This is a genomic window from Pseudomonas sp. NPDC089752 (genome assembly GCF_044748725.1).
In the GTDB taxonomy this organism is placed as follows: Bacteria; Pseudomonadota; Gammaproteobacteria; order Pseudomonadales; family Pseudomonadaceae; genus Aquipseudomonas.
On sequence record NZ_JBIVGP010000010.1, the window covers coordinates 212,133 to 238,164 of the forward strand.

18 protein-coding genes are annotated in these 26,032 nt (G+C 63.3%); 7 read left to right on the forward strand and 11 right to left on the reverse strand.

Annotated features, from left to right (window positions below; translation table 11 throughout):
• The first annotated feature begins 71 nt into the window (after positions 1-71).
• Positions 72-1,268 carry a hypothetical protein gene (locus ACIPZF_RS18570; RefSeq protein ID WP_400801909.1) on the forward strand — a complete coding sequence of 399 codons (1,197 nt, stop codon included), beginning with the start codon at positions 72-74 and terminating at the stop codon, positions 1,266-1,268.
• On the opposite strand, the gene mobA is transcribed toward ACIPZF_RS18570, so the two are convergent.
• From mobA to ACIPZF_RS18585, 3 genes are all read right to left on the reverse strand, one after another.
• Positions 1,256-1,852 carry a molybdenum cofactor guanylyltransferase MobA gene (mobA, locus tag ACIPZF_RS18575; RefSeq protein WP_400801910.1) on the reverse strand — a complete coding sequence of 199 codons (597 nt, stop codon included), beginning with the start codon at positions 1,850-1,852 and terminating at the stop codon, positions 1,256-1,258. The genes ACIPZF_RS18570 and mobA overlap by 13 nt on opposite strands.
• A gap of 61 nt (positions 1,853-1,913) precedes the next feature.
• Complete coding sequence (locus ACIPZF_RS18580) at positions 1,914-5,036, reverse strand: multidrug efflux RND transporter permease subunit (protein ID WP_400801912.1); 3,123 nt, start codon at positions 5,034-5,036, stop codon at positions 1,914-1,916.
• Positions 5,037-5,047: 11 nt separating this feature from the next.
• Positions 5,048-6,223 carry an efflux RND transporter periplasmic adaptor subunit gene (locus ACIPZF_RS18585; RefSeq protein WP_400801914.1) on the reverse strand — a complete coding sequence of 392 codons (1,176 nt, stop codon included), beginning with the start codon at positions 6,221-6,223 and terminating at the stop codon, positions 5,048-5,050.
• A gap of 254 nt (positions 6,224-6,477) precedes the next feature.
• Here ACIPZF_RS18585 and ACIPZF_RS18590 point away from each other — a divergent pair, with 254 nt between their 5' ends.
• The gene (locus ACIPZF_RS18590; protein ID WP_012314786.1) at positions 6,478-7,179 is read left to right on the forward strand and encodes a response regulator transcription factor; all 702 of its coding nucleotides are present in this window, start codon (positions 6,478-6,480) and stop codon (positions 7,177-7,179) included.
• A gap of 6 nt (positions 7,180-7,185) precedes the next feature.
• The gene (locus ACIPZF_RS18595) at positions 7,186-8,484 is read left to right on the forward strand and encodes an ATP-binding protein (protein WP_400801916.1); all 1,299 of its coding nucleotides are present in this window, start codon (positions 7,186-7,188) and stop codon (positions 8,482-8,484) included.
• On the opposite strand, the gene ACIPZF_RS18600 is transcribed toward ACIPZF_RS18595, so the two are convergent.
• The 5 genes from ACIPZF_RS18600 to wecB all read right to left on the reverse strand — a co-directional run bounded on the left by ACIPZF_RS18600 (position 8,459) and on the right by wecB (position 16,846).
• Positions 8,459-9,550 carry a diguanylate cyclase domain-containing protein gene (locus ACIPZF_RS18600; RefSeq protein WP_400801918.1) on the reverse strand — a complete coding sequence of 364 codons (1,092 nt, stop codon included), beginning with the start codon at positions 9,548-9,550 and terminating at the stop codon, positions 8,459-8,461. The two genes, ACIPZF_RS18595 and ACIPZF_RS18600, sit on opposite strands and share 26 nt — an antisense overlap.
• A 132-nt stretch (positions 9,551-9,682) precedes the next feature.
• Positions 9,683-10,522 (reverse strand): DUF4434 family protein, encoded by an 840-nt coding sequence (locus ACIPZF_RS18605; protein ID WP_400801920.1) that lies wholly within the window; start codon positions 10,520-10,522, stop codon positions 9,683-9,685.
• Positions 10,522-13,524 (reverse strand): phage receptor, encoded by a 3,003-nt coding sequence (locus ACIPZF_RS18610; protein ID WP_400801922.1) that lies wholly within the window; start codon positions 13,522-13,524, stop codon positions 10,522-10,524. Before ACIPZF_RS18610 ends, ACIPZF_RS18605 begins: the two co-directional genes overlap by 1 nt.
• Positions 13,521-15,695: a cyclic di-3',5'-guanylate-activated glycosyltransferase NrfB gene (gene nrfB, locus ACIPZF_RS18615; protein ID WP_400801924.1), complete on the reverse strand. Its 2,175-nt coding sequence runs from the start codon at positions 15,693-15,695 to the stop codon at positions 13,521-13,523. The genes ACIPZF_RS18610 and nrfB overlap by 4 nt, the downstream gene beginning before the upstream one ends.
• The gene (gene wecB / locus ACIPZF_RS18620) at positions 15,692-16,846 is read right to left on the reverse strand and encodes a non-hydrolyzing UDP-N-acetylglucosamine 2-epimerase (protein WP_400801926.1); all 1,155 of its coding nucleotides are present in this window, start codon (positions 16,844-16,846) and stop codon (positions 15,692-15,694) included. Before wecB ends, nrfB begins: the two co-directional genes overlap by 4 nt.
• 308 nt (positions 16,847-17,154) lie before the next feature.
• Here wecB and ACIPZF_RS18625 point away from each other — a divergent pair, with 308 nt between their 5' ends.
• Positions 17,155-17,586, forward strand: a complete 432-nt coding sequence (locus ACIPZF_RS18625) for a PACE efflux transporter (protein ID WP_400801927.1) — start codon at positions 17,155-17,157, stop codon at positions 17,584-17,586.
• Positions 17,587-17,771: 185 nt separating this feature from the next.
• Positions 17,772-19,334 (forward strand): threonine ammonia-lyase, biosynthetic, encoded by a 1,563-nt coding sequence (ilvA, locus tag ACIPZF_RS18630; protein ID WP_400801929.1) that lies wholly within the window; start codon positions 17,772-17,774, stop codon positions 19,332-19,334.
• A gap of 93 nt (positions 19,335-19,427) precedes the next feature.
• Here the strand turns inward: ilvA and ACIPZF_RS18635 are convergent, their stop codons facing one another.
• From ACIPZF_RS18635 to ACIPZF_RS18645, 3 genes are all read right to left on the reverse strand, one after another.
• Positions 19,428-20,615: a hypothetical protein gene (locus tag ACIPZF_RS18635; protein WP_400801931.1), complete on the reverse strand. Its 1,188-nt coding sequence runs from the start codon at positions 20,613-20,615 to the stop codon at positions 19,428-19,430.
• Positions 20,616-20,678: 63 nt separating this feature from the next.
• The gene (locus ACIPZF_RS18640; protein WP_400801933.1) at positions 20,679-21,146 is read right to left on the reverse strand and encodes a VOC family protein; all 468 of its coding nucleotides are present in this window, start codon (positions 21,144-21,146) and stop codon (positions 20,679-20,681) included.
• Positions 21,147-21,253: 107 nt separating this feature from the next.
• Positions 21,254-22,873 carry an NADP-dependent glyceraldehyde-3-phosphate dehydrogenase gene (locus ACIPZF_RS18645; RefSeq protein WP_400801935.1) on the reverse strand — a complete coding sequence of 540 codons (1,620 nt, stop codon included), beginning with the start codon at positions 22,871-22,873 and terminating at the stop codon, positions 21,254-21,256.
• Between the two features lie 138 nt (positions 22,874-23,011).
• Between ACIPZF_RS18645 and ACIPZF_RS18650 the strand changes: the two genes are divergently transcribed.
• Both ACIPZF_RS18650 and ACIPZF_RS18655 read left to right on the forward strand, forming a co-directional pair.
• Positions 23,012-24,625: a putative bifunctional diguanylate cyclase/phosphodiesterase gene (locus ACIPZF_RS18650; protein WP_400801937.1), complete on the forward strand. Its 1,614-nt coding sequence runs from the start codon at positions 23,012-23,014 to the stop codon at positions 24,623-24,625.
• A 252-nt stretch (positions 24,626-24,877) separates the two neighbouring features.
• A complete protein-coding gene (locus ACIPZF_RS18655; RefSeq protein WP_400801957.1) occupies positions 24,878-26,029 on the forward strand; it encodes a hypothetical protein in 1,152 nt (383 codons plus the stop codon).
• Positions 26,030-26,032 lie beyond the last annotated feature (3 nt).

Consider the following 26,032-nt stretch of genomic DNA (forward strand, 5'->3'; position numbering starts at 1 on the left):
ATAGGTGCATTGAGGATTGATTGATGAGCGGGCGTTTTTGCGGCGGTTGTCATCGAGATACGGATTTCGGCATGGCTGGAAAAGTGGAGTTGGAGATTGCAGGCAGCTCGACCAGCCAGGCAAGTGCAATGGCAGTGCAAGGAGAAAGGCTGCTGGTGCTGTGCAAAGCCTATGTCGATGGCAAGGCGTGTACTTTCGTGTGTGCCTTGCTCGCCGATGGCGCGTTGGACCGCAGCTTTGCCCAGCAGGGGCTGCTGCGTGTTCCATTCGGCGGCGAAGCGAGCGTTGTGCCCATCGACCTGCAGGTAACCAGCGATGACACATTCGTGGTGCTCGCCGAAGACCGTTCGCAGTTTTGCAGCGCGCCGCTGCTGGCCCGCTACAGGGCTGACGGTTCGCCAGACATGAGCTTCGGTAACGCCGGGGTGGTGTCTTTGCGCCGAGGTGGGGCAGCGCTGAGCGATGAGCCATGCGCGCTATTGCCATGTAGCGATGACAGCCTGATGGTCGCGGCTACCCGATTCGATGCCGACGGCAAGGCCTCTGGCCTATTGGTGCGCTTGCAGCCTGATGGCACTCTGGCCCAGGGTTTTCATCAGCGCGGATTCTTCACATTCAGTCTGCGTGACGCGGTTGACGTGAGCTTTGACGGGCTGATGCAGCAACGTGACGGCCAGATTGTCGTATGGGGTATGGAAGGCTCGTCGGGGCTGCTGCTACGTTTGAACAAAGAACTGCACCTGGACACCGGCTTCGCGCATGAGGGTGTGGCACACCTGATGCTGCCCGCCATCTACCGTCAGCAGGGTGTGGAAATCTTCGACGTGGCAGAGGATGAAGTAGGTTGCTTGCTGGTTGCGGGCGCAACGGCATCTGCTCCGCACGCCGGTGTCTTGTGCCGAGTTGCCGATGACGGGCGCCCTGATCCGTTGTTCAATGGCGGCATGATTCGGGTAAACACTGCCGTCGTTCAAGGCTCACGTTGGCTACGGGTGTTTCATCAGGAAGACGGCGATATCGTGGTCGCAGGGTTGGCGGGTGTTCCCTTCAACGGCGAAGCTACCCAGCTTCTGGTAGGGCGATACCTGAAGAACGGCGGACTGGACAGCCGGTTTGGAGCCGGCCGAGGCATGTGGCCCACCAATGTCGACCGTGGCGCCGATATCACCACGTGCGCGCTGGCATGGGGAGATTCTCGGCTGGTGTTGGGTGGAATCAGCTCGGCGGGGCCTGAAGGTCGATGCTGCCTGGTGTGTTACAAGTCGTGAGGGCCTGTTACAACCTGTAGCCAGTCGGGTGTATTGAAATTGTTCAATCTTGGGTCGTCGTCGGTGCAGGTCAACCCCTGCACCTCCTCACGCAGCAGGGCCTTCTGCAAACTACGCTCTCCCGCCAACCAGGCGTGTTCCAGCACGGGCAGGATACTGCGAGGCAAGACACTGAACATCGGTTGCCAATACCCGCCCTGACGCACCATCGCAGCGCTGTTACTGGCCACAGCCAGCTGTCGCAGGGCATCGATCAGCGCCTGATCCACCAATGGCGCATCACAGGCAAGGAGCACGACCCATTCATGGCGTGCCACCTTCAATCCGGCAATCACCCCGGCCAGAGGCCCGGGGAAGTCCGCCTCGGCATCGCCCACACACTGGTCGGCGTAAACTGCATATGCCTTCTGGTTGCGGTTGCAGGAAATCAACAGGTCATCGCTCAGCGGCCGCAATAAGCGGTGCAAATGCGCGATCAACGGCTCGCCGCGCCATTCCAGCAAGCCTTTGTCACGCCCGCCCATGCGCTGGCCACGGCCACCGGCGAGGATGAGGATGGAGCAAGGGGGCAGGGGGGCGGTCATGAAAAAGGGCTCCGAGCAGTCGATGCCCGGAACCCTCTCATTCAACGCAATGCTTGTCCAGTCAGGTTTCGCTGGCTTCGACCTGACTGGCCTGGGCTTTCTTGCGCCCAGCCAAACGCATCACCACCACGAAGAACACCGGCACGAACACAACCGCCAGCGTCGCACTGAGCATCCCGCCGATCACCCCGGTGCCAATCGCCTGCTGGCTGGCCGAGCTGGCGCCGGTGGCGATCGCCAGCGGCACTACACCGAGGATGAACGCCAGCGAGGTCATGACGATCGGTCGCAGGCGCAGGCGCGCTGCCTGGATCGCGGCGTCGACGGCATCCACGCCCTGGTCCACCAGGCTCTTGGCGAACTCGATGATAAGGATGGCGTTCTTTGCCGACAGGCCGATCAGGGTGATCAGGCCAACCTTGAAGAACACGTCGTTGGGCATGCCGCGCAGGGTCACTGCCAGCACCGCGCCGAGCACACCGAGCGGCACCACCAGCAGCACGGCGGTGGGGATCGACCAGCTTTCGTACAACGCCGCCAGGCACAGGAACACCACCAGCAGCGACAACGCCATCAGCAGCGGTGCCTGGCTGCCGGACAGGCGCTCTTGCAGCGACAGGCCGGTCCATTCCAGGCCGGCGCCAGCCGGCAATTTTGCGACCAAGCGCTCGATTTCGGCCATGGCTTCGCCCGAGCTGTAGCCTGCCGCAGGCTCGCCGGAAATCGACACCGCCGGGTAGCCGTTGTAGCGGGTCAGCTGTACTGGGCCACTGACCCACTTGGCCTGGACGAAGGCACCCAACGGGACCATCTTGCCGCTGCTGTTGCGCACGTGGATCTTCAACAGGTCCTCGACCTGGCTGCGCTGGTCGCCTTCGGCCTGCACCACCACGCGCTGCATGCGGCCCTGGTTGGGGAAGTCGTTGACGTAGTTGGAGCCCACGGCGGTGTCCAGCACCGCGCCGATGTCGGCGAACGAGATGCCCAACGCGTTGGCCTGGCGGCGGTCGATTTCCAGTTGCACCTGCGGGCTTTCCGCCAGCGAGGCTTCACGCACGTTGACCAGCACCTTGCTCTTGTGGGCACCAGCCAGCAGTTCGTCTCGGGCTGCCATCAGCGCTGCATGGCCCATGCCGCCACGGTCCTGCAAACGGAACTCGAAGCCAGTGGACTCGCCCAGGCCATCGATAGGTGGCGGCAGCACGGAAAACGCCACTGCATCCTTGATCTGCGAAAACGCCGCATTGGCCCGGTCGGCAATCGATTGGGCGCTGTCGTCGGCACCGCGTTCGGACCAGTCCTTCAAGGTGGTGAAGGTCAGCGCCGCGTTCTGCCCGCTGCCGGAGAAGCTGAAGCCCAGGATCACCGTGGTGTTGCCCACGCCAGGTTCTTCGGCGTTGTGCGCCTCGATGTGCGCGGCGACCTGCTCGGTACGCATGCGGCTGGCTCCCGGTGGCAACTGGATGTCGGTGATGGTGTAGCCCTGGTCTTCGGTCGGCAAGAACGCCGTGGGCAGCTGGCTGAAGCCGTAACCCAACACGGCGAGCAGCACACCGTACACCAGCAGGTAGCGCCCGCTACGCTTAAGCGCTTGTACGACCCAGCGCTCGTAGCCAGTGCTCATGGCTTCGAAACGGCGGTTGAACCAACCGAAGAAGCCTTTGCGTTCGTGGTGCTCGCCTTTGGCAATGGGCTTGAGCAGGGTGGCGCAGAGGGCCGGGGTCAGGCTCAGGGCGAGAAAAGCCGAGAACAGGATCGACACGGCCATCGACAGCGAGAACTGCTGGTAAATGACGCCGACCGAACCTTTCATGAACGCCATCGGCAGGAACACCGCCACCAGCACCAGGGTGATGCCGACGATGGCGCCGCTGATCTGGCCCATGGCCTTGCGCGTGGCCGCCTTGGGTGGCAGGCCTTCCTCGGCCATGATCCGCTCGACGTTCTCCACCACGACGATGGCATCGTCGACCAGGATGCCGATGGCCAGCACCATGCCGAACAGGGTCAGCACGTTGACCGAAAAGCCCAGCGCCAGCATCACGGCAAAGGTGCCCATCAGCGCTACCGGCACTACCAGGGTCGGGATCAGCGTGTAGCGCAGGTTCTGCAGGAACAGGAACATCACCGCGAAGACCAGCAGCATGGCCTCGAACAGGGTAGTGATGACCTGCTGGATCGAGACCTTGACGAATGGCGAAGTGTCATAGGGTATGTCGTATTTCACGCCTTCGGGGAAGTAGCCCGACAGCTCCTGCATCTTCGCCCGCACCAGGGTGGCGGTTTCCATGGCATTGGCGCCCGGCGCCAGCTGCACGCTGAAAGCGCTGGCGGGTTTGCCGTTCAGGCGTGTGCCGTATTGATACTCCTGGGCACCGATCTCGACCCGGGCCACATCGCCGATGGTGACCGTCGAGCCGTCCTGATTCGCCCGCAGCACGATCGCGGCAAATTCTTCAGGGGTGCTCAGCTGGCCTTTGACCACCACGTTGGCGGTGATTTCCTGAGTACTGCGGGCGGGCAGGTCGCCGATGCTGCCGGGGGCAACCTGGGCGTTCTGCGCGGCGATGGCTTCGGCCACGTCGTTGGGTGTGAGGTTGAATCCGATCAGCTTGGCCGGGTCGATCCAGATCCGCATGGCCCGTTCGGAGCCATACAGTTGGGCCTTGCCGACGCCCTTGATGCGGCGGATTTCGTTCATCACGTTGCGCGCGAGGATGTCGGACAGCGCGATTTCATCGAGGCTGCCATCTTCGGACGTCAGGGTGCCGAGCAGCAGGAAGCCGGTGGACACCTTCTCCACCTGCAGCCCTTGCTGGGTAACCGGGCGCGGCAGCCGCGACTCGACCACTTTCAAGCGGTTCTGCACATCCACCTGGGCCAGGTCCGGGTGGGTGCCCGGCTCGAAGGTGGCGGTGATGGTGGCGCTGCCCAGGCTGCTTTGCGATTCGAAATACAGCAGGTTGTCGGCACCGTTGAGCTCCTGCTCGATCAGGCTGACCACGCTCTCGTCCATGGTCGCCGCCGAGGCGCCCGGGTACACGGCGTAGATTTCCACCTGCGGCGGCGCCACGTTGGGGTACTGGGCCACCGGTAACTGGGGGATGGCCAGCGCGCCTGCGAGCAGGATGAACAGGGCGACCACCCAGGCGAATACCGGGCGGTCGATGAAGAATTGCGGCATGGGTCAGGCCCTCATTGGCCGTTGTGCTGGGCGATGGGCTGAGTGTTCTGGCTGGTGTCGACTTGCACCTGGTCACCGGCCTTGACGTGCTGCAGGCCTTCGACCACCACGCGTTCGCCGGCTTTCAGGCCCTCGCTGACGATCCAGCGGTCACCCTGTGCGCTGCCGAGCACCACCTGGCGCTCGCTGATGCGCGCCTGGTCATCGACCACCAGCACCTTCGGCACCCCGGCGCTGTCGCGCAGGATGGCGCGCTGCGGCACGCTGATCCCTTGGGGCTGCACGGCCTGCTCCAGGCGCACGCGCACGTAGCTGCCGGGCAGCAGGTCGAGGTCCGGGTTGGGGAACTCGCTGCGCAGGGTGATCTGGTTGGTGCTCGGGTCGACACTGATGTCGGAGAACAGCAGCTTGCCGGGCAACGGGTAGGCGCTGCCGTCGTCCTGAATCAACGTGGCGCGCGCCTCACCGTTGTCTGCTTTTTGCAGTTCGCCGGCCCGCAGCGCGCGGCGCAGGGCATTGAGCTCGCGGGTCGACTGGGTGACGTCGGCGTGGATCGGGTCCAGCTGCTGGATGGTGGCCAGTGGCGTGGTCTCGTTCTGCCCGACCAGTGCGCCTTCGGTGACCAGCGCGCGGCCGATGCGCCCGGAAATCGGCGCGGTGACGGTGGCGTAGCCCAGGTTCAGGCGCGTACGTTCCAGCGCGGCCTTGGCCCCGGCAACTTCGGCGTCGGCTTGAAGGTAGGTCGCACGGGCATTGTCGTACTCCTGGCGGCTGACGGCCTTGTCGTCGACCAGCTCACGGTAGCGTTGTTCCTGCAGGCGCGCCTGGTACAGGTTGGCCTCGGCCTTGGCCAGGGTGGCTTTGGCGCTGTCATGGTCGGCCTTGAACGGCGCCGGGTCGATCAGGAACAGCACATCGCCTCGTTTGACGTCGCTGCCTTCGCGGTAAACGCGCTTGAGCACCACGCCAGCCACCCGGGCACGCACTTCGGCGGTGCGCGGGGCGAGGATGCGTCCGCTCAGTTCGGTGCTGATGGCCAACGGCTGCAGCTGCAGGGTTTCTACCCGTACTTCGGGCGTGGGTGCCTGTTCGTCCGGCTCGGTGTTGTCGCCGCAACCGGCCAGGGACAGGCTCAGCAGTGCCAGAAGCGCCACAGGGCGCAGGCGAGGGGTGAAGATAATAGGCATACGGATCTTCCGATGATGACCGTGCGTATGCTAAGGCAGTGGCTGCCTGAGCGCCTGTTAAGCTGTGTAGGGCGTGTGTGAAAAAGTGTGAAGAACAATCCTGCCTGCCGGCGGGATTCTATATTCTCGCTGTCTGTGCCGGCCTCTTCGTGGGGCAAGCCCGCTCCCACAGGGTTTCATGCAGAACCTGTGGGAGCGGGCTTGCCCCGCGAAGAGGCCGGTGAAGTCTCCTCCAAATTCTGTTTCAAGCCCCTATGCCGAATATTCTACTGGTCGAAGACGACAGTGCCCTGTCCGAGCTGATTGCCAGCTACCTGCAACGCAACGACTTCCATGTGCGGGTCATCGCCCGTGGCGACCATGTGCTGGAGGCGTTTCGCCAGGACAAACCCGATCTGGTGATCCTCGACCTGATGCTGCCGGGCATCGATGGCTTGCAAGTATGCCGCCTGCTGCGCCAGGAATCGCAGAGCCTGCCGATCCTGATGCTGACGGCACGCGACGACAGCCACGACCAGGTGCTGGGCCTTGAGATGGGCGCCGACGACTATGTGACCAAACCCTGCGAACCTCGAGTGTTGCTGGCACGGGTACGTACCTTGCTACGCCGCAGCAGCGTGCACGAGCCGCGCCTGGACAGCGAGCAGATCCTGGTCGGCGGCCTGCGTATCGACCTCGCCGAGCGCCTGGTCAGCTGGCGCGGTGAAGAGGTGGAGCTGTCCAGCGGCGAATACAACCTGCTGGTGGTCCTGGCGCGCAATGCCGGCGAAGTGCTCAGCCGCGACCGCATCCTCCAGCAGTTGCGCGGCATCGAGTTCAATGGCACCGACCGTTCGGTGGACGTGGCCATTTCCAAGCTGCGCCGCAAATTCGACGACAGCGCCGGCGAGGCGCGCAAGATCAAGACCGTGTGGGGCAAGGGTTACCTGTTCAGCCGTGTCGAGTGGGAGTGCTGACTGCTCATGCTCAAGATCCTGGTGCGCCTGTACCTGGTGATCATCGTCGCCTACGCCGGCGCGTTGCTGCTCATCCCCGACACCATCGTCGGCCTGTTCCATGAGCGCTTCATGGCCTACAACCTGGACCAGGCCAAAGGCGTGCAATCGCTGATCGTCCGCCAGTTCCGCCAGGCGCCGCGCGAGCAGTGGCCTGAGGTGGAGCAGGACCTGGCCAAGGAGTTCGCGCCGCTGGAAGTGAAGCTGTTGCGCAGTGACCAGGCCGGTCTGAGCCCACAGGAGCAAGCTCGTCTGGAACATGGCTTGTACGTGGTGCGCATCGGCGACTGGGGTTACTACCAGACGGCGCTGGCGCCGCTGGAAGAAGGTTGGTTAGTGAGCCTGCATGCGCCACCAGACCCGCTGGACATCAATGTCCTGTCCTGGGGCGTGACCGTGCTGATCGGCGCCGCCATGCTCGGGTGCCTGCTGTTGTGGGTGTGGCCGCACTGGCGTGATCTGGAACGCCTCAAGGAGACTGCAAGGCGTCTGGGCCAAGGGCAGATGGCCGAGCGTACGCACATCTCGCCACACTCGAACATCGGTGAGCTGGCCGGGGTGTTCGACACCATGGCCAGCGACCTGGAACGCCACGTCAATCAGCAGCGCGAGCTGCTCAATGCGGTATCCCATGAGTTGCGCACGCCGCTCACCCGGCTGGACTTCGGCCTGGTGCTGTTGTTCGACGAAGTGCCGGCGAGCAGTCGCAAGCGCTTGCTGGAGCTGGTCGGGCATGTGCGCGAGCTGGACGAACTGGTGCTCGAACTGCTTTCATACAGCCGCCTGTACAACGCCGACCAGGCCCGCGAGCGGGTCGAGGTGTCGTTGCTTGAGCTGGTCGACAGTGTGCTCGGTGGCTTTGCCGAAGAGCTCGATACCCGGGGTATCACCTGGGAAGTCCGTGCCGAGGGCAACCTGCCACGCTTCGTACTCGACCCACGGCTGACGGCGCGTGCCGTGCAGAACCTGGTGCGCAATGGCATGCGCTATTGTGATGAAAGCCTGTTGCTGCGCCTGCGCCTGGAAGAGGACGGCGCCTGCCTGCTGACCGTCGAGGACGACGGCATCGGCATCCCTGTTGAGGAACGCGAGCGGATCTTCCAGCCGTTCTACCGCCTGGACCGCAGCCGCGATCGCAATACCGGCGGGTTTGGCCTGGGGCTGGCGATCAGCCGGCGGGCCATCGAGGGGCAGGGCGGGACACTGACGGTGGCGCAATCGGCGTTGGGTGGGGCGCAGTTCAGGATTCGGCTGCCAGCCGGCTAGTCCACAGTACGAAGCGGTCTTTGCCAGTGTGCTTGGCTTCGTACAACGCCTGATCAGCCTTGACCAGCGCCATGGTCAGGGTGTCCGCGCTATCGACGTGGGCCAGGCCGATACTGATCGTCACCGGATGCGCCCCCAGGTCTTCCCGCACACGCTTGCACAATGCTTCGACCAGGCCCTCGGCAGCTGGCTGATCCAGGCCCTGGAAGAAGATCGCGAACTCCTCGCCGCCGAGCCTTGCGAACGCGTAAGCCGCCATCGACGCCTTGATGTGCATGGCCACCCGCTTGAGCACCTCGTCACCGATGTCATGCCCGAAGCGGTCGTTGACCTTCTTGAAATTGTCGATATCGACCATCGCCAGGTATTGCCCAGGCGGCGCCTGGTGCAACTGGCGCTCGGCCTTGGCCATGAACGAGCGGCGGTTGGGGATTTCGGTGAGCACGTCGACATAAGCCTGTTCGAGCAGCAACTTGGACATATAGAAGTTGTGCAGCTTGGCCTGACGGATGCGCAGGTAACTGTAGATCACCAGGCCGCTGAGGAACACGGCATAGCTCAGCAGCATGGCGGCTTCGAGGTCGTCGAGGTCGATGTTGGTGCCGTAGAACGGGTTGAGCATGGCCCAGGTGATGACCATGGCACAGAAGAACGACCAGCGCCGTACTGGCAGTACCGAAACGCTGTACAGCACGGTGGACGTGCCGAGCACCAGCCAGACCGGGCGCAAAGGGGTGGGGATGCCCTCGATGACCAGGCGCATGCCCAGGGTGATGACGCTGATGAACAGCAGGTTGAGCACGTCGAAATGGTGGCTTCTGCGGGTGAAGCCCAGGACCACGGTGAGGCTGCACATCAGCGCCAGGAACAGACCGGAAAGCCAGGTGAAGCCCTGATTGCCGAGGTAGCTGACAATCAGGTCGAAGACCAGCCAGACGGCGATGCTGACGCAGAAGATCAGCTGGCAGAAGCGCCGTGAGTTGTCGAACTCATGCTGACGGAACTCGGCGCGCAGGGCGGCGGGGGCGACCTGCTGGCGGACGTGGTCCTCGATGGTCTTGAGCATGGGTGTGTTCCTGCTGAGGAATGCATGGCTGCTGCGGCTTCTTCGCGGGGCAAGCCCGCTCCCACAGGTTCCGTGGCGTTCGCAGAACCTGTGGGAGCGGGCTTGCCCCGCGAAGAGGCCGGAGCAGGCGACTTAATTCTGCGACAGTATCCCGCGAGCCCAAGGCCGATACCGAAGAGCGAACACCGCTTCGACATGGCATCCACCAGTCAGCCTCGGTTTGGTCCCCTGCGCCCGAAATGCCTCCCCCGACCCACTCACCTGGCGAAACGCCTCACGCACCACACCCACCCGGCACGGCAAGGCTTGCTCGTAACGCTGGCGCACCATCGCTGGCAATCGCCCTGTCCCCGCACCGTCCTGCCACCACACAGTCAAGCCCAGCCCCGCCAGTTGATCCAACCACGCGGCATTGACCCGTGGCGCCAGCTTGCCAGCACTGAACGCGCTGATGTGCAGCGGTTTGTCCAACTGCCGGTTGAAGGCCTGCAACCGGCTGTACAACGCCTCGCGTCGGGCGACGTCACGAAAGTGCAGGTCGTCCAATTCCATTGGCAAGTACCACCCCTCCACCTCGATGTTCCAGTCCTTGCGCAACTGCTGGTATTGGCTCAACGAGCGTCCCAGCTGGGCCTTCCAATAGCTGCTCAGGCCATCGCCATCGAGTTCCTCGATGCGCTTGTAGTAAGCCGGGTCCATATAAAGCCCGAGCACTAGCTCCAGCCCCTGAGCACGCGCTTCGCGCAAGCTGTTGGCCAGCCAGCCCTGGGCGCCGCCGAAATCGCTGTCGCCATAGGCGCTCCATTGCACGATCAGGGTTTTGCCGCCCTGCGCCGCAGTGGCGCGCCACAGCTGCTGCCACTGGGCGGGGCTGACATCGGCATCGCGGTTCAGCGGCTGGTAGAACAGGCGTTGGTCGGCCAGCGCCGGCAGGCACAGGGCGAGCATGCAGATTGCCAGGAAGGTACGCATCAGAAGGTCATCTCCGCGCCAACCAGCACACCGTTGGCGCGTTCGTAGAGGTTGCCACCCAACGACTGCTGATACTCGGCGCGTACTTTCAGCGTGCCGCGATAGGCGTTGTAGCGATCGTCGTCGAACCACCATTGCCAGCGCACGCCGACACCGGCGCGGGCATCCTGGCGCCAGTCGTTGCTCGGATCCTGGCTGGAAAATTCGAGGAATCCGTATGGCATCAGGGTCTGCGGCGAACTGCCAGGGAGCTTCCAGGCATGACCTTGCTGGTAGCGCGACAGCCAGGCATGGTCGCCGGCACGGGTCCACCAGGCCGCGTCGAGGTAGAGAAAGCGCTCGTTCCAGTCGTCTTCGTCGACCCGCCAGTCATTGCGCCAGGCACCCTGGTCGAGGAACGAAGCCGTGGCGCGCAGCAGCAGGTCATTGCTCGACTCGGCGTTGTTGCGCAGGTCGCCCCAGTTGCCGCCAACCTTACTCGGACTCAGCAGTTCGCCCAGGCTCAGGCCGTTGTAGTGCTCCGTATCGATCTGCCGCTGGTGATACAGCTCGGCATACAGGTTGAGGTTGGCCTGGCCGAGCGGTTTGTAGCGCAGGCCGACGCCGGTGCCGATGCTTTGCGCGTAATCCGTGCGGCTCTGGCCACCGAACAGCACCCGGCCGTAGACCGACAGGGTGCTGCCGTTGCGGCTGGGTTCTTCACCCAGCGCGTGGTCCCACATGGCCAACTGCACGTTCTGCGATTGCGCCCGGCGGGAACTGCCGCTGCGTTCGCCGTTGTCGAGGAACTTGTCGTTGGTCGAGGTACCCGCTGGTGACCAGGTGCTGGCCAGGGTGATGCTGTCGCGGCGTGACAAGGTTTCGTGGGCACGACGCTGGCGATACTTGCGCGCTTCGAGGCTGCCGTATTCGTCGTCGGCGTCGACCAGGTTCTCTTCAACATCGAGGATCCGGCGCAGTTCGCGGCGGGCCGAGGCGCTGTCTTCGGCTTCGTCGTAGCGCACAGCGAGGGTTTCGCCAAGGCGATAATCTTCAGGGAAGTCGCGGGTAGCCTGCTCCAGATAGGGGATCGACTGCCGCCGCTGGCTTTTGTCTGGCGAGCCGGCCAGGCGCATGCCGTAGTCGGCGCGGTAGCGTGGCTGGTTGGGCGCCAGGCGTACTGCTTCGGCCAGCCAGGCGGTGCTCTGGGCGTTGTCGCCGGCCAGCTGCGCGGTGCTGGCAGCCGCGTAGTAGTGGTCGGCACGCGGGTTGTGGGCCAACGCTTGGCGCTGGAAGCCCAAAGCCGCCTGCGGGTCGCCCTGGCGTTGCGCGATCGCGGCGCCGAGCGCCCAGTCGTCGGCGCTGTTGTGCGCGGCAGCATCCCAGTATCGACGAGCGGTTTGCGGCTCGCCTGCGTTCAATGCACCCGCGGCGGCGGTCAGGCGGGCATTGTCGGTCCAGGCGCTGGCCGGCAAATCGCGCCAGATGGGCAGGGCCGTTTCGGAATCACCGGCGGCTTCCAGCGCGTAGGCCAATGGCAGGCGATTGCCGCTGTCGCCCAGGCGCTCGGCGGCCTGGTAATAGACCACCGCTTCACCGGGTTGGTCAGGCATGGCGCAGCGGCCTAAGGCGCGGTACTGCCCGGCCTCGGTGGGGTTTGCCGGAATGGCCTGGCGCACGGCGTCACACTCGCCGGCCTCGGCAAGACGGCCGAGCAACTGGGCGCGGGTGTTGGCATCGACCCTGGGGACCAGGTTGAGCATGCGCCGCGTGTCCAGCGGACCGTCGTTGCGTGCATAGAGATTGCCCAGACGCTGCAGCAGCGAGGGCGTCAGGCGCCCCTGGCGGCGGTCGTAGGCCTGCTCCAGCAGCGTTCGTGCGCGGTCGCTGTGGCCTTGCTGCAACAGCAGGAAGCTGGCTTGTTCGAGGGCTGCCAGATCACCGCTCTGCCGGTAACGCTGCTCCCATTCAGCTGCGGTGCGCGGTTGTGGCGCTGGTGCGGGGTCGCCATACAGGCGCTGCTTGAGTACTGCATAGGCACGGGCATCGGCACTGGCCTGGCAGTCCTTGAACTGCTCGCGGGCGACATCCGGGTCGTGGCGTGACAGCCAGTCGACCGTGTCCAGGCACGGACGCTGCAATTCGTTGCTAAGGCGCCGCACCAAGGGCGCATCGTCGCCTTCACGGGCCAGTTCCCAAAGCTGTTGGCGCAGTGCGGGGTCTTGCAGTTGCTCGGCAGGCAAGGTTTGCAGCCAGCGCTGGGCCTGCTCGTTATGGCCAACGGCGATGGCGCGGTTGGCCATCGCCAGCCGGGTCTGGTTGGCGATCTCGGGCGAGGGGGCGCTCTCCAGCAGTTTAGTCAGCCCCTTTTCATCGACCTGTTGCACGTAGGCATTGGCCAGGCGCTGCCAGTCCTGGGCCGGCAACTGGCCTTTGTCGGCCAAGGGTTGCAGCTGTTCGATGGTTTCTTTCCAGTTGCGCAGTTGCTCGGCAAAGTTGGCTCGGGCCAGACGCAGCACCTGGCCATCGTCGCGGGGCGGCAGTTGGTTGAGCCATTCGAGGGCCTTGCCGGCCCCGCCGAACTTGGCCAGGCTCAAGCTGTATGCCTGCCACAGGCGTACTCGGTGCATGCTGTCAGCCGTGGCCATCCAGCCCTCCACCTGAGTGGCGGAGGGTGGGTCCTGTTCGATCCAGGTCAGGCGCAATTCAAGCAGGGCATCGGCATATTCGGGGCCGCCGTCGAGTTGCTCTGCTACTGCTTCAGCGTCCTTGTAGCGGCGCTGATGGGCCAACGCCTCGACCAGCAGCGCGCGGGCCTCGTCATTGTTCGGCACGCGCCCCAGCACATGGCGGGTCAGGCGCTCGACCTCGGCCCAGTTGTCCTTTTTCGCTTCGCGGTAGCTGCGCTCCATGAATGGATAGCTGGTGAAGCGCTGAAAATCAGTCATCGGCGCGGCCAGGGCGGGCAGGGCGGTGTAGCACAGCAGCAGGCCGGTAAACGTAAGGGTAAAACGCGGCTTCATGCCACCTCCCTGATCAGGTCAAAGGCGGCCTGCTGTTCGCTGGCCTGTTCGTCGAGCGCCTGCTGCAGCACGTGCTCGGTGATGATGCCGCGTGCGATCAGGTGTTCGCCCAGGCTCTGCTGCTCCGGGTCGAAGTCGATCAATGCCTGGTTGAACAGGGTCACCGGAACCATGCCGCGTACCTGCAGCAAGGCCCCGAGCATGACCTGGTGGGTGCTGACCTGCTCGATCAGTTCGGCGTTGTCCTGATGTTTTTCCAGCACCTCCAGCATCTGCCGGGTCTCCTCGTGCTGCCAGGGGCTGGGGTAGTGATAGCGCAGGCCCAGGGTGACCCGGCCCTGGGGCGCCAGTCGGCATTTGACCGGGCGCTTGAGCTGGCGGCTGATCACTCCCAGCGAGACTTGGCTGACCGGGCTTTCGCTGGCCAGCAGCAAGGTGTCGCCGTCTTCGGCCACTGGCAGCACGCCATAGTGCGTCGCCAAGCGGCGCGGCAGTTGCGCGATCAGGTGTGCGTCAAGCTTGAACGGGTTGAGCGGTGCCCAGGGCATGTCGAGCTGCTCGGCCAGGGTCTGCACCAGCTGTTCGCTGGTCAGCCAGCCGCGCAACAGCAGCTCACGGCCCAGGCGTCGGCGCACCGGGCTGGTGATCGCCTGCTCCAGCTGTAATTCGGTGATGTAGCCTTTTTCCACCAGGCGGTGGCCCAGGGGTGTGCGGGCAGGGGAGGCCAGGGCGGGGAACTCGTGGGTGGTCTTGTCCCAGGCGACACGGCGCGAATCACCCATCTCCATGACCTGGCGCAAGGCGCGCAAATTGGCGAAGAAGTTGACGAAATTGCTCCACATCATTCGCGGCGCCGACAGCAGCCCTTCGCCGATGCCGTAATAGCGGGTCACGAACCAGCCGCGCTGGAACAGGCGGTTGATCAGCATCAGGCCGTTGAGCCAAAGCAGCGTGGTGAGCCACCAGCTGTCGCTGAGGATCGACATGAAACGCCAGGACTCCGGCGCGACCACCGTCACCAGCCACATCGCCAGCAACACCAGGAACAACAGGTTGACCAGGAAGCTGAGCAGGTAGGCGAACAAGCCTCGACGATCACGCCAGAGGAAGTAATTGAGCGCGCCCGTGCGGCTCCAGCCAAGGTTGCTGGTGCCCTGGAACACGATACCGACGATCCACCGCGACTTCTGCCGGATAGCATGCTGCCAGTCCCGCGGGAAATGCTCGCGCACGCAAATCACCTGAGAGAACTCGCGGCTCATGCCAGGGCGCCATTCGTGCTTGAGCGCCAGGGCCGGGTCGGTGACGGAGTAGCGGGCGAAGATGCATTTCATGCCTTTCTGTTTCAGGCGAAAACCAATGTCGTAGTCTTCGGTGAGGCTCTGCACATCGAAGGCGATGCCGTCGCCGTCTTCGAGCAGGGCGCTGATGGCGCGGCGGCTGAAGCAGGTGCCGACCCCGGCGCTGGGCACCTGGCCCGTAAGGGCCTCGCGCACGATCACGTCCTTGCCGTGGTTTTCCGCAAACTCGTCCACGTAGTGCCCGGCGGTGAAGCCTTTCCATTCCGGCGCATAGGGGTAGACCGGGATCTGGATCATGTCCTTGGCCGGCAACAGGTAGTTGAACAGGCGCAGTTCCATGGGCGAAATCACGTCTTCGGCGTCATGCAGGATGAAGCCGGCGAACTCGATGCGCGCGTCGTCCTGGAAGCGCAGGATGGCATCGATGATGTTGTTCAGGCAGTCGGCCTTGCTGGTCGGGCCGGGGCGGGCGCAAACCACCTTGTGCACGTTGGGGTAGTGCAGGCACACGGCATCGACGTCGGCCTGGGTCTGCGGGTCGTTGGGGTAGGTGCCGACGAAGATCTGGTAGTTTTCGTAGTCGATGGTGGAGGCCGCCAGGCGCGCCATTTCGCCGACCACGCCTACTTCATTCCAGGCTGGGACCATGATCGCCAGGGGTTTTTCCGGTACTTCGAACAGGCGTTTCTCGTCGGCCCGCTCGTACTTGTCGTAGATGCGAAAACGCCGGATCAGCTTGCGGCACCAGTAGCACAGGTCGATGAACAGGTCATCGAGGCCGAGCAGGAACATCAATGTGGCGAGGATGATGGCCAGGATCTTGAGGCCGAACAGCACATAGGTGAGGAAATCGATGAAAGCCAGGCTCATGCGTCTTCCCGTTGATTGGAGGTTGCCTCGAACCAGCGGCTCAGGCGTTCGGCGATGATCTCGCTGGCGTGGCCGTCACCAAATGGGGTGAAGACGCGGGCCATGCGCTGGTAAGCGGCCTCGTCTTCCAGCAGTTGGCTGGTTTCCTTGACGATGCGCTCGGCCTGGGTGCCGACCAGCTTGACCGTGCCGCCCTCCAGCACCGATGGGCGCTCGGTGACCTTGCGCAGCACCAGTACCGGCTTGCCCAGCGCCGGGGCTTCTTCCTGCACGCCACCGGAGTCGGTGAGGATGATGTGGGCGCGGTTCATCAGCCAGACGAAGTGCTGGTAGTCCTGTGGCGCCACCAGGTGAATGTTGTCGCGCCCCGACAGCAGGCCGTAGACCGCTTTTTGCACCTGCGGGTTGAGGTGCACCGGGTAGACGAACTGCACCTCGGGATAACGCAAGGCCAGCTCGGCCAACGCCAGGCAAATGCGCTCGAAACCGGCACCGAAGTTCTCCCGACGGTGGCCGGTTATCAGCACCATGCGCTGGTCATCACGCAGGTTGTGCAGCGGGGAGTCGGCAGCGGGGTGCCAGGCGGTGGTGGCGAGGTATTCGCGCATCCACAGCAAGGCGTCGATGACGGTGTTGCCGGTGACCTCGATGTGCTCCAGCGGTACACCTTCGCGCAGCAGGTTGTCGCGGGACTTGGTAGTGGGGGCGAAATGCAGGTCGGCAATTACCCCGGTGAGGCGCCGGTTGGCTTCCTCGGGCCAGGGCTGCTGCAGGTTGCCGGTGCGCAGCCCGGCTTCGACGTGGCCGATGGGGATATGCCGGTGGAACGCGGCAAGGGCGGCAATGAAGCTGGTGGTGGTGTCGCCATGGACCAGTACGATATCCGGTTTGACCTGTTCATAGGCCTTGTCGATCTTGTCCAACAGGTCGCGGGCCAGCCCGTTGAGGGTCTGGTTCTGGGTCATCACCTTGAGGTCCTGATCGACGCTCAGCCCAAACGCGGTGAGCACCTGCCCGAGCATCTCGCGGTGCTGGCCGGTGGAGCAGATATGCAGGTCGATGTCGGGCCACTCGCGCAGGACCCTGGCCAGGGGGGCCATCTTGATCGCTTCTGGGCGGGTACCGAATACCATCATGACGGTGTTAGCCATCGTCTTGTTCCTCGTACGATTCCCTGGACGTAGGTGTACGACTTCGCGCCACTTGCAATGGATAGATACAAGCAGTCAGCTGCGGGGTTGTCCAATGCACGGCCGTTCGCGGTCAGCGGCATGCGCTGAGCGAATGAAGGCGAGGTCGGGTCAGGCCGTCACGCGGCCGGGTGCCAGGGGAATGGGGTGGTGCGGAAACGTTTATGCTAGTTATTCTTGACTGAATGGTCAGTCAAAAATGTATTTCAGACTTTTTCTTGCAGGCTGCTTCTTGTAATTTGGTAGGCCTTTTCGAGAGGGATCTGAACATGCAAGGCAAGGCACGCAAGATCGTCCAGGCCATTCTCTACGAAGCCATCGCCGTGGCCTGCGTGGCGCCTGCGCTGGAACTGGCGTTCGGCGCCGGCATGGCGCAATCGACCGTGCTGTCGGTGCTGATGTCGGGCATCGCCATGAGCTGGAACATGGGTTACAACTGGGTGTTCGAGCGTTGGGAAGCGCGACAGCCCAAACGCGAGCGCACCTTCATGCGCCGGCTGTTGCACGCGCTCGGCTTCGAAGGCGGGCTGGTGGTCATCCTGCTGCCACTGGTGGCGTACTGGCTGGATGTCAGCCTGTGGGCGGCGCTGCTCACCAACCTGGCGCTGTTCGTGTTCTTCTTCGTGTATGCCTTCGTGTTCCAGTGGGGCTTCGACAAGGTCTTCGATGTGCCGCTCTCGGCGCAACAGGCCAAGTGTTGACAGGCCTGCGCGCGGCGGGATAAGTTCCCACCCCATGAACACCTTCCCGCACGTGAACGCCATTATTATTACCGCCATCATCAGTTTGGCGGGCTAGCGCGTACGTGCACCTAACCCGCCCTGGAGGCGGGTTTTCAATCTCTGACTCCTGGGCAACGTGAACAACAGCCAAGGAGTTGCATTCGATGACCAGCCTCAACGTCAACCCACGTACCCCGCTCAGCCCGCAGCAGCTGCTGTCGGAGCAGGTGCGGCGCATCTTGTCCGCGCCGGTGTACGACCTGGCCATCGAGACGCCGCTGCAAGCGGCGCCTGCACTGTCTGCCAGCCTGGGCAATCAGGTGCTGCTCAAGCGCGAAGACCTGCAGCCCACGTTCTCGTTCAAGATCCGCGGTGCCTACACGCGGCTGTCGCGCTTGACCACAGCCCAGCGCGAGCGTGGGGTGATCACCGCATCAGCGGGCAACCACGCCCAAGGTGTGGCCCTGGCGGCGTCGCATCTGGGCTTGAAGGCAACGATAGTCATGCCAACCACCACACCTTCGTTGAAGGTCGAAGGTGTGCGTTCGCGGGGCGGTCATGTGGTGCTGCAGGGTGAAAGCTTCCCCCATGCCCTGGCCCATGCGCTCAAGCTTGCAGACAGCGAGGGCGCAACCTTCGTGCCACCCTTCGATGATCAGGACGTGATCGCCGGGCAGGGCACCGTTGGCATGGAGATCCTCCGCCAACAACCAGGCCAACTCGACGCGATCTTCGTGCCGGTCGGTGGTGGCGGGCTGGTGGCGGGCATCGCCGCGTATGTGAAGTACCTGCGCCCTGAGGTGAAGGTGATCGGAGTAGAACCGGAAGACTCCAATTGCCTGCAGGCCGCCATGGCCGCTGGCGAGCGGGTGATCCTGCCGCAGGTGGGCACCTTCGCCGACGGCGTCGCGGTGGCCCAGGTCGGTGCTCATTGTTTCGAGCTGTGCCGGCATTTCGTAGATGAGGTGATAACGGTCAGCAGCGACGAACTGTGTGCGGCGATCAAGGATATCTACGACGATACCCGTTCGATCACCGAGCCTTCCGGCGCGCTGGCCGTGGCCGGGATCAAGAAATACGTGGCTCGTGAAGGCGTGCAGGGCCAGACCCTGGTGGCCATCGATTCCGGTGCCAACGTCAACTTCGACCGCCTGCGCCATGTCGCCGAGCGCGCCGAGCTGGGTGAGCAGCGCGAGGCGATCATCGCCGTGACCATCCCCGAACAGCCCGGCAGCTTCCGCGCCTTCTGCCAGGCGCTGGGCAAGCGCCAGATCACCGAGTTCAACTACCGCTATTACCCAGGCAGGGAAGCGCGGTTGTTCGTGGGGGTGCAGACGCATCCGCTGCATGATCCGCGCGAAAAGCTGCTGGCCAACCTCGCCGAGCAGGGCTACAGCGTGCTCGACCTGACCGACAACGAGCTGGCCAAGCTGCATGTGCGCCACACCGTGGGCGGGCATGCGGCACCGGGCGCAGATGAGCGGGTGCTGCGATTCGAGTTCCCGGAGCGGCCGGGGGCGTTGCTGGGCTTCCTTGAGCGGTTGGGCAAGCGCTGGAACATCAGCCTGTTCCATTACCGCAACCACGGCGCGGCGGACGCACGGGTGTTTGCGGCGTTGGAGTTGCCGGGTGAGGAACAGGCGGGGTTGGGGCAGGCGCTGGATGAGATGGGGTATCGGTATTGGGATGAGACTGATAACCCGGCGTACAAGCTGTTTTTGGGGTGATTGCGGCGGCCTCTTCGCGGATGAATCCGCTCCTACAGGTACAGCGCCGTGCCTGTAGGAGCGGATTCATCCGCGAAACGGGCAACACAGTCTTCAGCGCTCGCGCATGAAGAACCCGGCGACAAACTTGCGAAACGTCTCCAGGCTCTTGAAGTCGGCATACCGCTTGAAATTCTCGGCATCCGGCTCCGGCCCCACTGGTTGCTCCAGCAACGAGACCGACAGCACCCGGTCCTGGTCCGATGTCAGCACCAGCTCATCCATCACCTGCCCACCGATCACCGGCCTGCGCATCTGCACTTTCACGCCCTTGCTGGCCATCCAGTCTATCAACGACACCAGTGCCTTGAGCGGTTCACGCTCTTCGTCGCGGTAAACGGGAAACAGGTGCGAACGTGACAACACGGGTACGCTGGCCACATGGATAAGCTCATAAAAGTGGCTGCCTGCCGTGGTCGGCGAATACAGGACCAGTGCCAATAGCGGACCGGACGCCCGGCTTCCGCCCCAGTAAAGATGATGCCCCTGAAAATCGAAGCCATCCTCACTGCGGTTGTTGAACAGCTTGCGGCCCTTGATCTGGTCGACGCAGTCCAGCAGCAGGCCATGGCGGCGGTGGCTGCCAAACACCGTGGCCTCGCGCAGGCGGGCCTTGAGCATCATCATGTGCTTCATGTCCAGCCGGGTTTCCAGGTAGTTGCTGGCGGGCACACGCTCCACTAGAGGGTAACGACTGGCGACGCTGCGCAGTTCGGCGAACTGGCTGGTGAGGTCTTTTTTCAGGTGCGTGGCATAAAGGTTCAGGCCACTGGTTTCGATCCAGGTCAGCAGCAGCGAGAGCAGGCGCTGCTGATCACGGCGGTCACTACCATCACCCACGGTGCCAGTGCCGTCGCTAGCCTGGCGGAAGTCGCCAAGCAGGCGCAGTGCGGTGTCGGGCGCCAGCCAGGCGGCAGGCGGGGCAGGGTCTTGCTCACGTTCGGCGGCCTCGCGTTCGTCCTTGGTGAACGGGCAGCCCGGCGCATGTTCGGCGGTGCCGGGATTGTTCTTGAGAAACAGTGTACCGGTGCTGCCGTTGAGGGTGACATTGAGCACCGGCAGGGCATCCTTGCGGCAGTCGCAGGCCAGCCACTGGTTGGCGCTGCGCACTTTCATCAGCAGCTGGTTGGCCTGCAGCAGGCGGGGGCCGACGAGGCTGCCGTTGGCGAATGCCTGCAGCAGTTCCTCTTCGGCCGGGGTCAGGCTGCGCACCTGCGCGGCGGTTTTGTCGATGATTCGCATTGAGCAGCTCCAAGCTACGAGCCACAAGCTTCAAGCAAAGCCGCGCCGCTTTCAACGTGTCGTTCAGCTGCCACCGAACATTTTGGCCGCACGGTCGCGGATTTCTTCGGGGCTGAGGTCCTCCTTGTGGGTAGAAACGAACCACATGTTGCCGAATGGGTCTTTCAGTGTGCCGCTGCGGTCGCCGTAGAACTGGTCCTTGACCTCATGTAATTGAGTGGCGCCAGCGGCGATGGCCTGTGCGTACACCTTGTCGCAGTCCTCGACGTACAGGTGCAAGCCAACTGCTGCACCGTTGAGCTTTTGTGCAGCGGTCAGGCCGCCTTCCATGTCGCAAGGATCGGCGAGCATCAACGACGAGTCGCCGATTCTCAATTCGGCATGGCCGACCCGGCCGTCCGGGCCATCGAGGCGGAACATTTCGATAGCACCGAAGGCCTGCTTGTAAAACTCGATGGCCTTGTCGGCATTCTGCATGGCCAGATAAGGCGTGATGCTGTGCTGGCCTTCTGGGATGGGTTTGGCTGCCATGTTCGAATCTCCTTTGACGTGGATGCAAAGGGGCTCGATCGGGCCCCTGTTGCATAGAGTCGTTTAGCATTGGAGAAGATCGACACGTCTGCTAGATCGATTGGCGATCAGAAGATGTAATCGGTGGTCAGGAAACTCGACTGGCGATTGCGAATGATCTCGCTGATCAGCTCCTTGTTGGCTTCCTGGAAGCGCGTCGCCACCAGGGTGCGTATGGAGAACACGCGCAGGGCGTCATGCACCGACAGCGTACCTTCGGCACTGTTCTTGCGGCCATTGAACGGGTAGGTATCCGGTCCGCGCTGGCACTGGGCGTTGAGGTTGATGCGGCCGACCTGGTTGGCGAAGATGTCGACCAGGCTGCCAATGGTCTGCGGGTCGTTGCCGAACAGGCTCAATTGCTGGCCGTAGTCGGAATCGAGCACGTAGTCGATCACGGTCTGCAGGTCGCGGTAAGGCACCACCGGTACCACGGGGCCGAACTGTTCCTCGTGGTACACGCGCATGTCGCTGCTGACTGGGTAGAGCAGGGCGGGGTAGAAGAATGAGCCACGGCTCTGGCCGCCACCTTCGTTGAGCACGCGTGCGCCCTTGGCCGTGGCATCGGCCACCAGGCCGTCAAGGTAGTCGACCTTGCCCTGTTCAGGCAGCGGCGTCAGCGCTACGCCCGGCTCCCACGGCATGCCCGGTTTCAAAGCTGCGAGCTTGCGCTTGAACTTGTCGAGGAATGGCTCGACCACGTCCTCATGGACGAAGAGGATCTTCAGCGCGGTGCAGCGCTGGCCGTTGAACGACAGTGCACCGGTTACCGCCTCTTCGACGGCGTTGTCCAGGTCCACCTGGGGCAGCACGATACCAGGGTTCTTGGCGTCCAGCCCCAGCGCGGCGCGCAGGCGATGTGGGCGAGGGTGCAGTTTCTTAAGGTCGCTGGCGGCCTTGTGCGTGCCTATGAAGGCGAATACATCGACCTTGCCGCTGGCCATCAGGGCGCTGACCGTCTCACGGCCCCGGCCATAAATGACGTTGATCACCCCCGCCGGGAAGCTGTCGCGGAAGGCTTCGAGCAATGGGCGGATGAGCAGCACGCCGAACTTGGCGGGCTTGAACACCACGGTGTTGCCCATGATCAGCGCCGGGATCAGCGTGGTGAAGGTTTCGTTGAGGGGGTAGTTGTAAGGCCCCATGCACAGCGCTACGCCCAATGGCGCGCGGCGGATCTGGCCAAGCGTGCCTTGCTCCAGTTCGAAACGGCTGGAGCGGCGGTCGAGGTCCTTGAGCGCGTTGATGGTATCGACGATGTAGTCACAGGTGCGGTCGAACTCCTTTTCCGAGTCCTTGAGGTTCTTGCCGATCTCCCACATCAGCAGCTTGACCACGGCCTGGCGCTGCTCGCGCATGCGCGCCAGGAAGGTTTCGACATGCTGGATGCGTTCGGCCACGCGCATGTTTGGCCACATGCCGCGGCCCTTGTCATAGGCCTGCACGGCGGCATCCAGCGCAGTCAGGGCGGTGTCGGCATCCAGCAGCGGGGCGCTGCCGAGAATGACTTGCTGCTCGCTGTCGCCTTCCTTGAGCCACACCGGGCTTCGCACCGTGGCCAGCGGGCCGTCCCAGCGTCGCAGTTCACCATTCACCAGGTAATCGCGTTGCTCAAGGGGGTCACCCAGGCGCCAGGCCTCGGGGATGTTCTCGGCGGCAGGAAACAGCGAATCGAGCAAACGGTCCATGGGTACTGCACCTCACGTATTGGGCTAGGTGAAACGCTTCAGCCTGGAGCATGCACCTGGCTGAAGAAAAACACCAGTCTGGCTCAACATTGCCGAAGCTGCGCCGATACAGAAACAACCGAGTGCGTCCGCAGGCTTATGATCCCGACAAATTCCCCGTATTCCGAAGAGCAGAAGCCGGCTACCGGCACCCTTCGCCAGACCCTCCAGCGCTTGCTGCCGGTGGCATTTGCCGCAGCCGGCATCGGCTTGTCGGTGGCGCTTGGGCACCTGGACGCGCAACGTCAGCAAGCGCATCAGGCGGCGGGCCTGTTCGCCTCGCCGCTGTTCTGGTTTGCGCTGATCTGCACCGGCCTGATCAGCCTGTTCGTGGCACAGGTCAATCGTAAGCAACTCCAGGTGGAACAGCGCAACCGTGAGCTGCAGCGCTCGCAAGCCCAGCTCGAACGCCTGGCGCACTACGACACCATTACCGGGCTGCCCAACCGTGTGCTGTTCCAACAGCAATTGGCCGAGGCGACCCACGCGGGGCATGGCCTGGCAGTGCTGATGCTGGATATCGACGGCTTCAAGCAGGTCAATGACAGCCTGGGGCACGCCATGGGCGACTTGCTGTTGCAGCAGGCCACCGCCCGCTTCTTGCAGGAACTGGACGCTGCGGACCGATTGTGCCGCCTGAGTGGGGATGAATTCGTGTTCATGCTGCAGGGCACCCAGGGCCAGATCAATCATCAGGTGCGCCACCTGCTGCGCTGCCTGCAGCGGCCTTTCGACCTCAACGGCAATGCCGCACTGGTCACCGGCAGTATCGGCCTGGCCTGGTGCCCGCAACATGGCGAGGACGTTGGCAGCCTGCTGCGCCACGCCGACACCGCGATGTATGCCGCCAAAGAGGGAGGGCGCAACACCTGGCGGCCCTACCACCCTGACATGACGGCGCGCCTTCATCAGCGCCTGGAGCTTGAGCGCAACCTGCGCCGGGCCCTGCAGAACAACGAGTTCGAGCTGTGGTACCAACCCAAGGTCGACTTGTTCAGTGGCCAGCTGGAGGGCGTCGAGGCGCTACTGCGCTGGCGCGATCCCGAACATGGCCTGGTCTCGCCGGGTGAGTTCATTCCACTGGCCGAGCGCACCGGTATGATCATTCCACTGGGCGAGCGGGTGCTGGATCTGGCCTGCGCGCAACTGGCAGCCTGGCGCGCCGACGATTGCCTGCCGGGCCCGCTGGCGATCAACGTTGCAGCGCTGCAGATCGAACGCAGCGATTATGTGTCGAGCCTGGCCGTGGCACTTGAGCGGCACGACCTGTCGCCAAGCCTGCTGGAGGTGGAAATCACCGAAAGCCTGCTGATGGAAAGCCAACAGCAGGCCTGTGCTGCGTTGGCACAACTGCAGGCCATGGGCGTGGCGACCGCTGTCGATGACTTTGGTACGGGGTATTCGTCGCTGGCCTACCTGCGCGCCTTGCCGATCGATCACCTGAAGATCGACCGGGCGTTCATCAAGGACTTGCCGGATGACGACGATGCCGTGGCCATCGCCCGGGCGATTATCGACCTCGGCCATGCGTTGGGTTATCGGATCACGGCTGAAGGGATCGAAACCCAGGCCCAGTACGACTTCCTGCGCAATGCAGGCTGCGACCAGGGGCAGGGCTACCTGATGGGGCGGCCGATGCCGGCGCCTGAACTGGCGCGCTGGCTGGCCAGCCCACCCGCCCGGGCCAAGGCTGGCGGCAACGTCGAGAGCTAGTCACTTCTCGATAGATGCCAGTCGCGCTTGTGCGTGGTAATTACACATTCTTTGGCGCCATGAAATAGAAGGGCGTGATATCAATTGGCCGCTTGCCAAGTCGCGCCCTTGCATCTTAAATTGTTACTGAATGTTTGAACGCCAGATCAGCATATATTTATATATATCAATGCGTTAAGTGGGTTGTCTGCGCTTTACCGATACTCTTTCCGATCAAGCCAATGGGCAACATCCAAGGACGTCGAAGAAGACATGAAACAGCACCTGGCAGCGATAGCCCGAAAATTCATCTCCCCCTCCATGCGCTACGAACTGCGAAACGTTTCAAATGTGTTACGCGATGGACTGGGGCGCGCCTGTCTCTGGCGGTGGGAAGTCGCCAGGTTCAAGCTGCAACAGGAAAGCCCCTACGAGATTCTGTACATCGGCAGAAAGCAGCAGCGGGAAATGGCCAAGCTGCTGATTGGCGGCAAAGGGCAGCAGCCAGGCACGGAAGCTGAGGCCGAAGCAGGGGGCAGCACTGCGAACCGGGTAGTGGTCAGTGAACTGCCCACTCCGGGAACGCTGTCCGTCCCTCATTACCTGAGCGCGGTGGTGCCATTGGGGCGCTCGCTGGACGACATTACCGCCCGCTACGACAGTGAACTGCGCCGCAGTATCCGCAAGAACCGTCCGCTGTATGAAATGCGGCAGACGCTGTCGGACGACGAAATCGCCATGGCCGACCGCGACCTGCTACGCCCCTACGCCACGGCCAGGCAGGGCATCCATGCGGCGCAATTTCCTACTGAAGATGTCTTCCGCCTGGCGAAGGGGGTAGGGCGACTGGATCTGATCACCCTCAATGGCGAGGTGGTCGCCTGTCACCTCGGCTGCGAAATCACCCGCGCGGGCAAGCGCTATTGGAGCACGCTGCGTTTCGGCTACTGCGAAGCGGTATTCTCCGACGCCAAGAAGTTGCGTGAAGTGAACTCGATCACCACCTTCATGGCGCTGGAGTGGGCATTGGCCAATGGCTACGACTATTACGACATTGGCTTGTGCCTGGCGCGCCCCGATGACGGGTTGCTCAAGTGGAAGCGGCGGCGTGGGGGCGACGTCGATTCGCTTGGTAACCACGCCTATATGTTCATCCGCTTGCCCAGGACAGGGGTTGCGCAGTTCCTCTGGGACACGCCGCTGTTTGCGGTAGAGGGCAACAAGTTGACGCTGCACCTCGGTTTGCCCGAAGGCTCCAGTGATGAAGAACTTGCCAGCCGTTATCACGAAATGGTGTTTGGTGGCCTGCACAAGATTTACCTGTACGGCGCCAAAAGTTCGGGTGAGTTGTTTTTGGCAAACTTGCGCGAGCGTTATGCCACCTTGAAATCCCCGCCCGCGATGGAACGAGTGGTGTCCAGCTAAGTA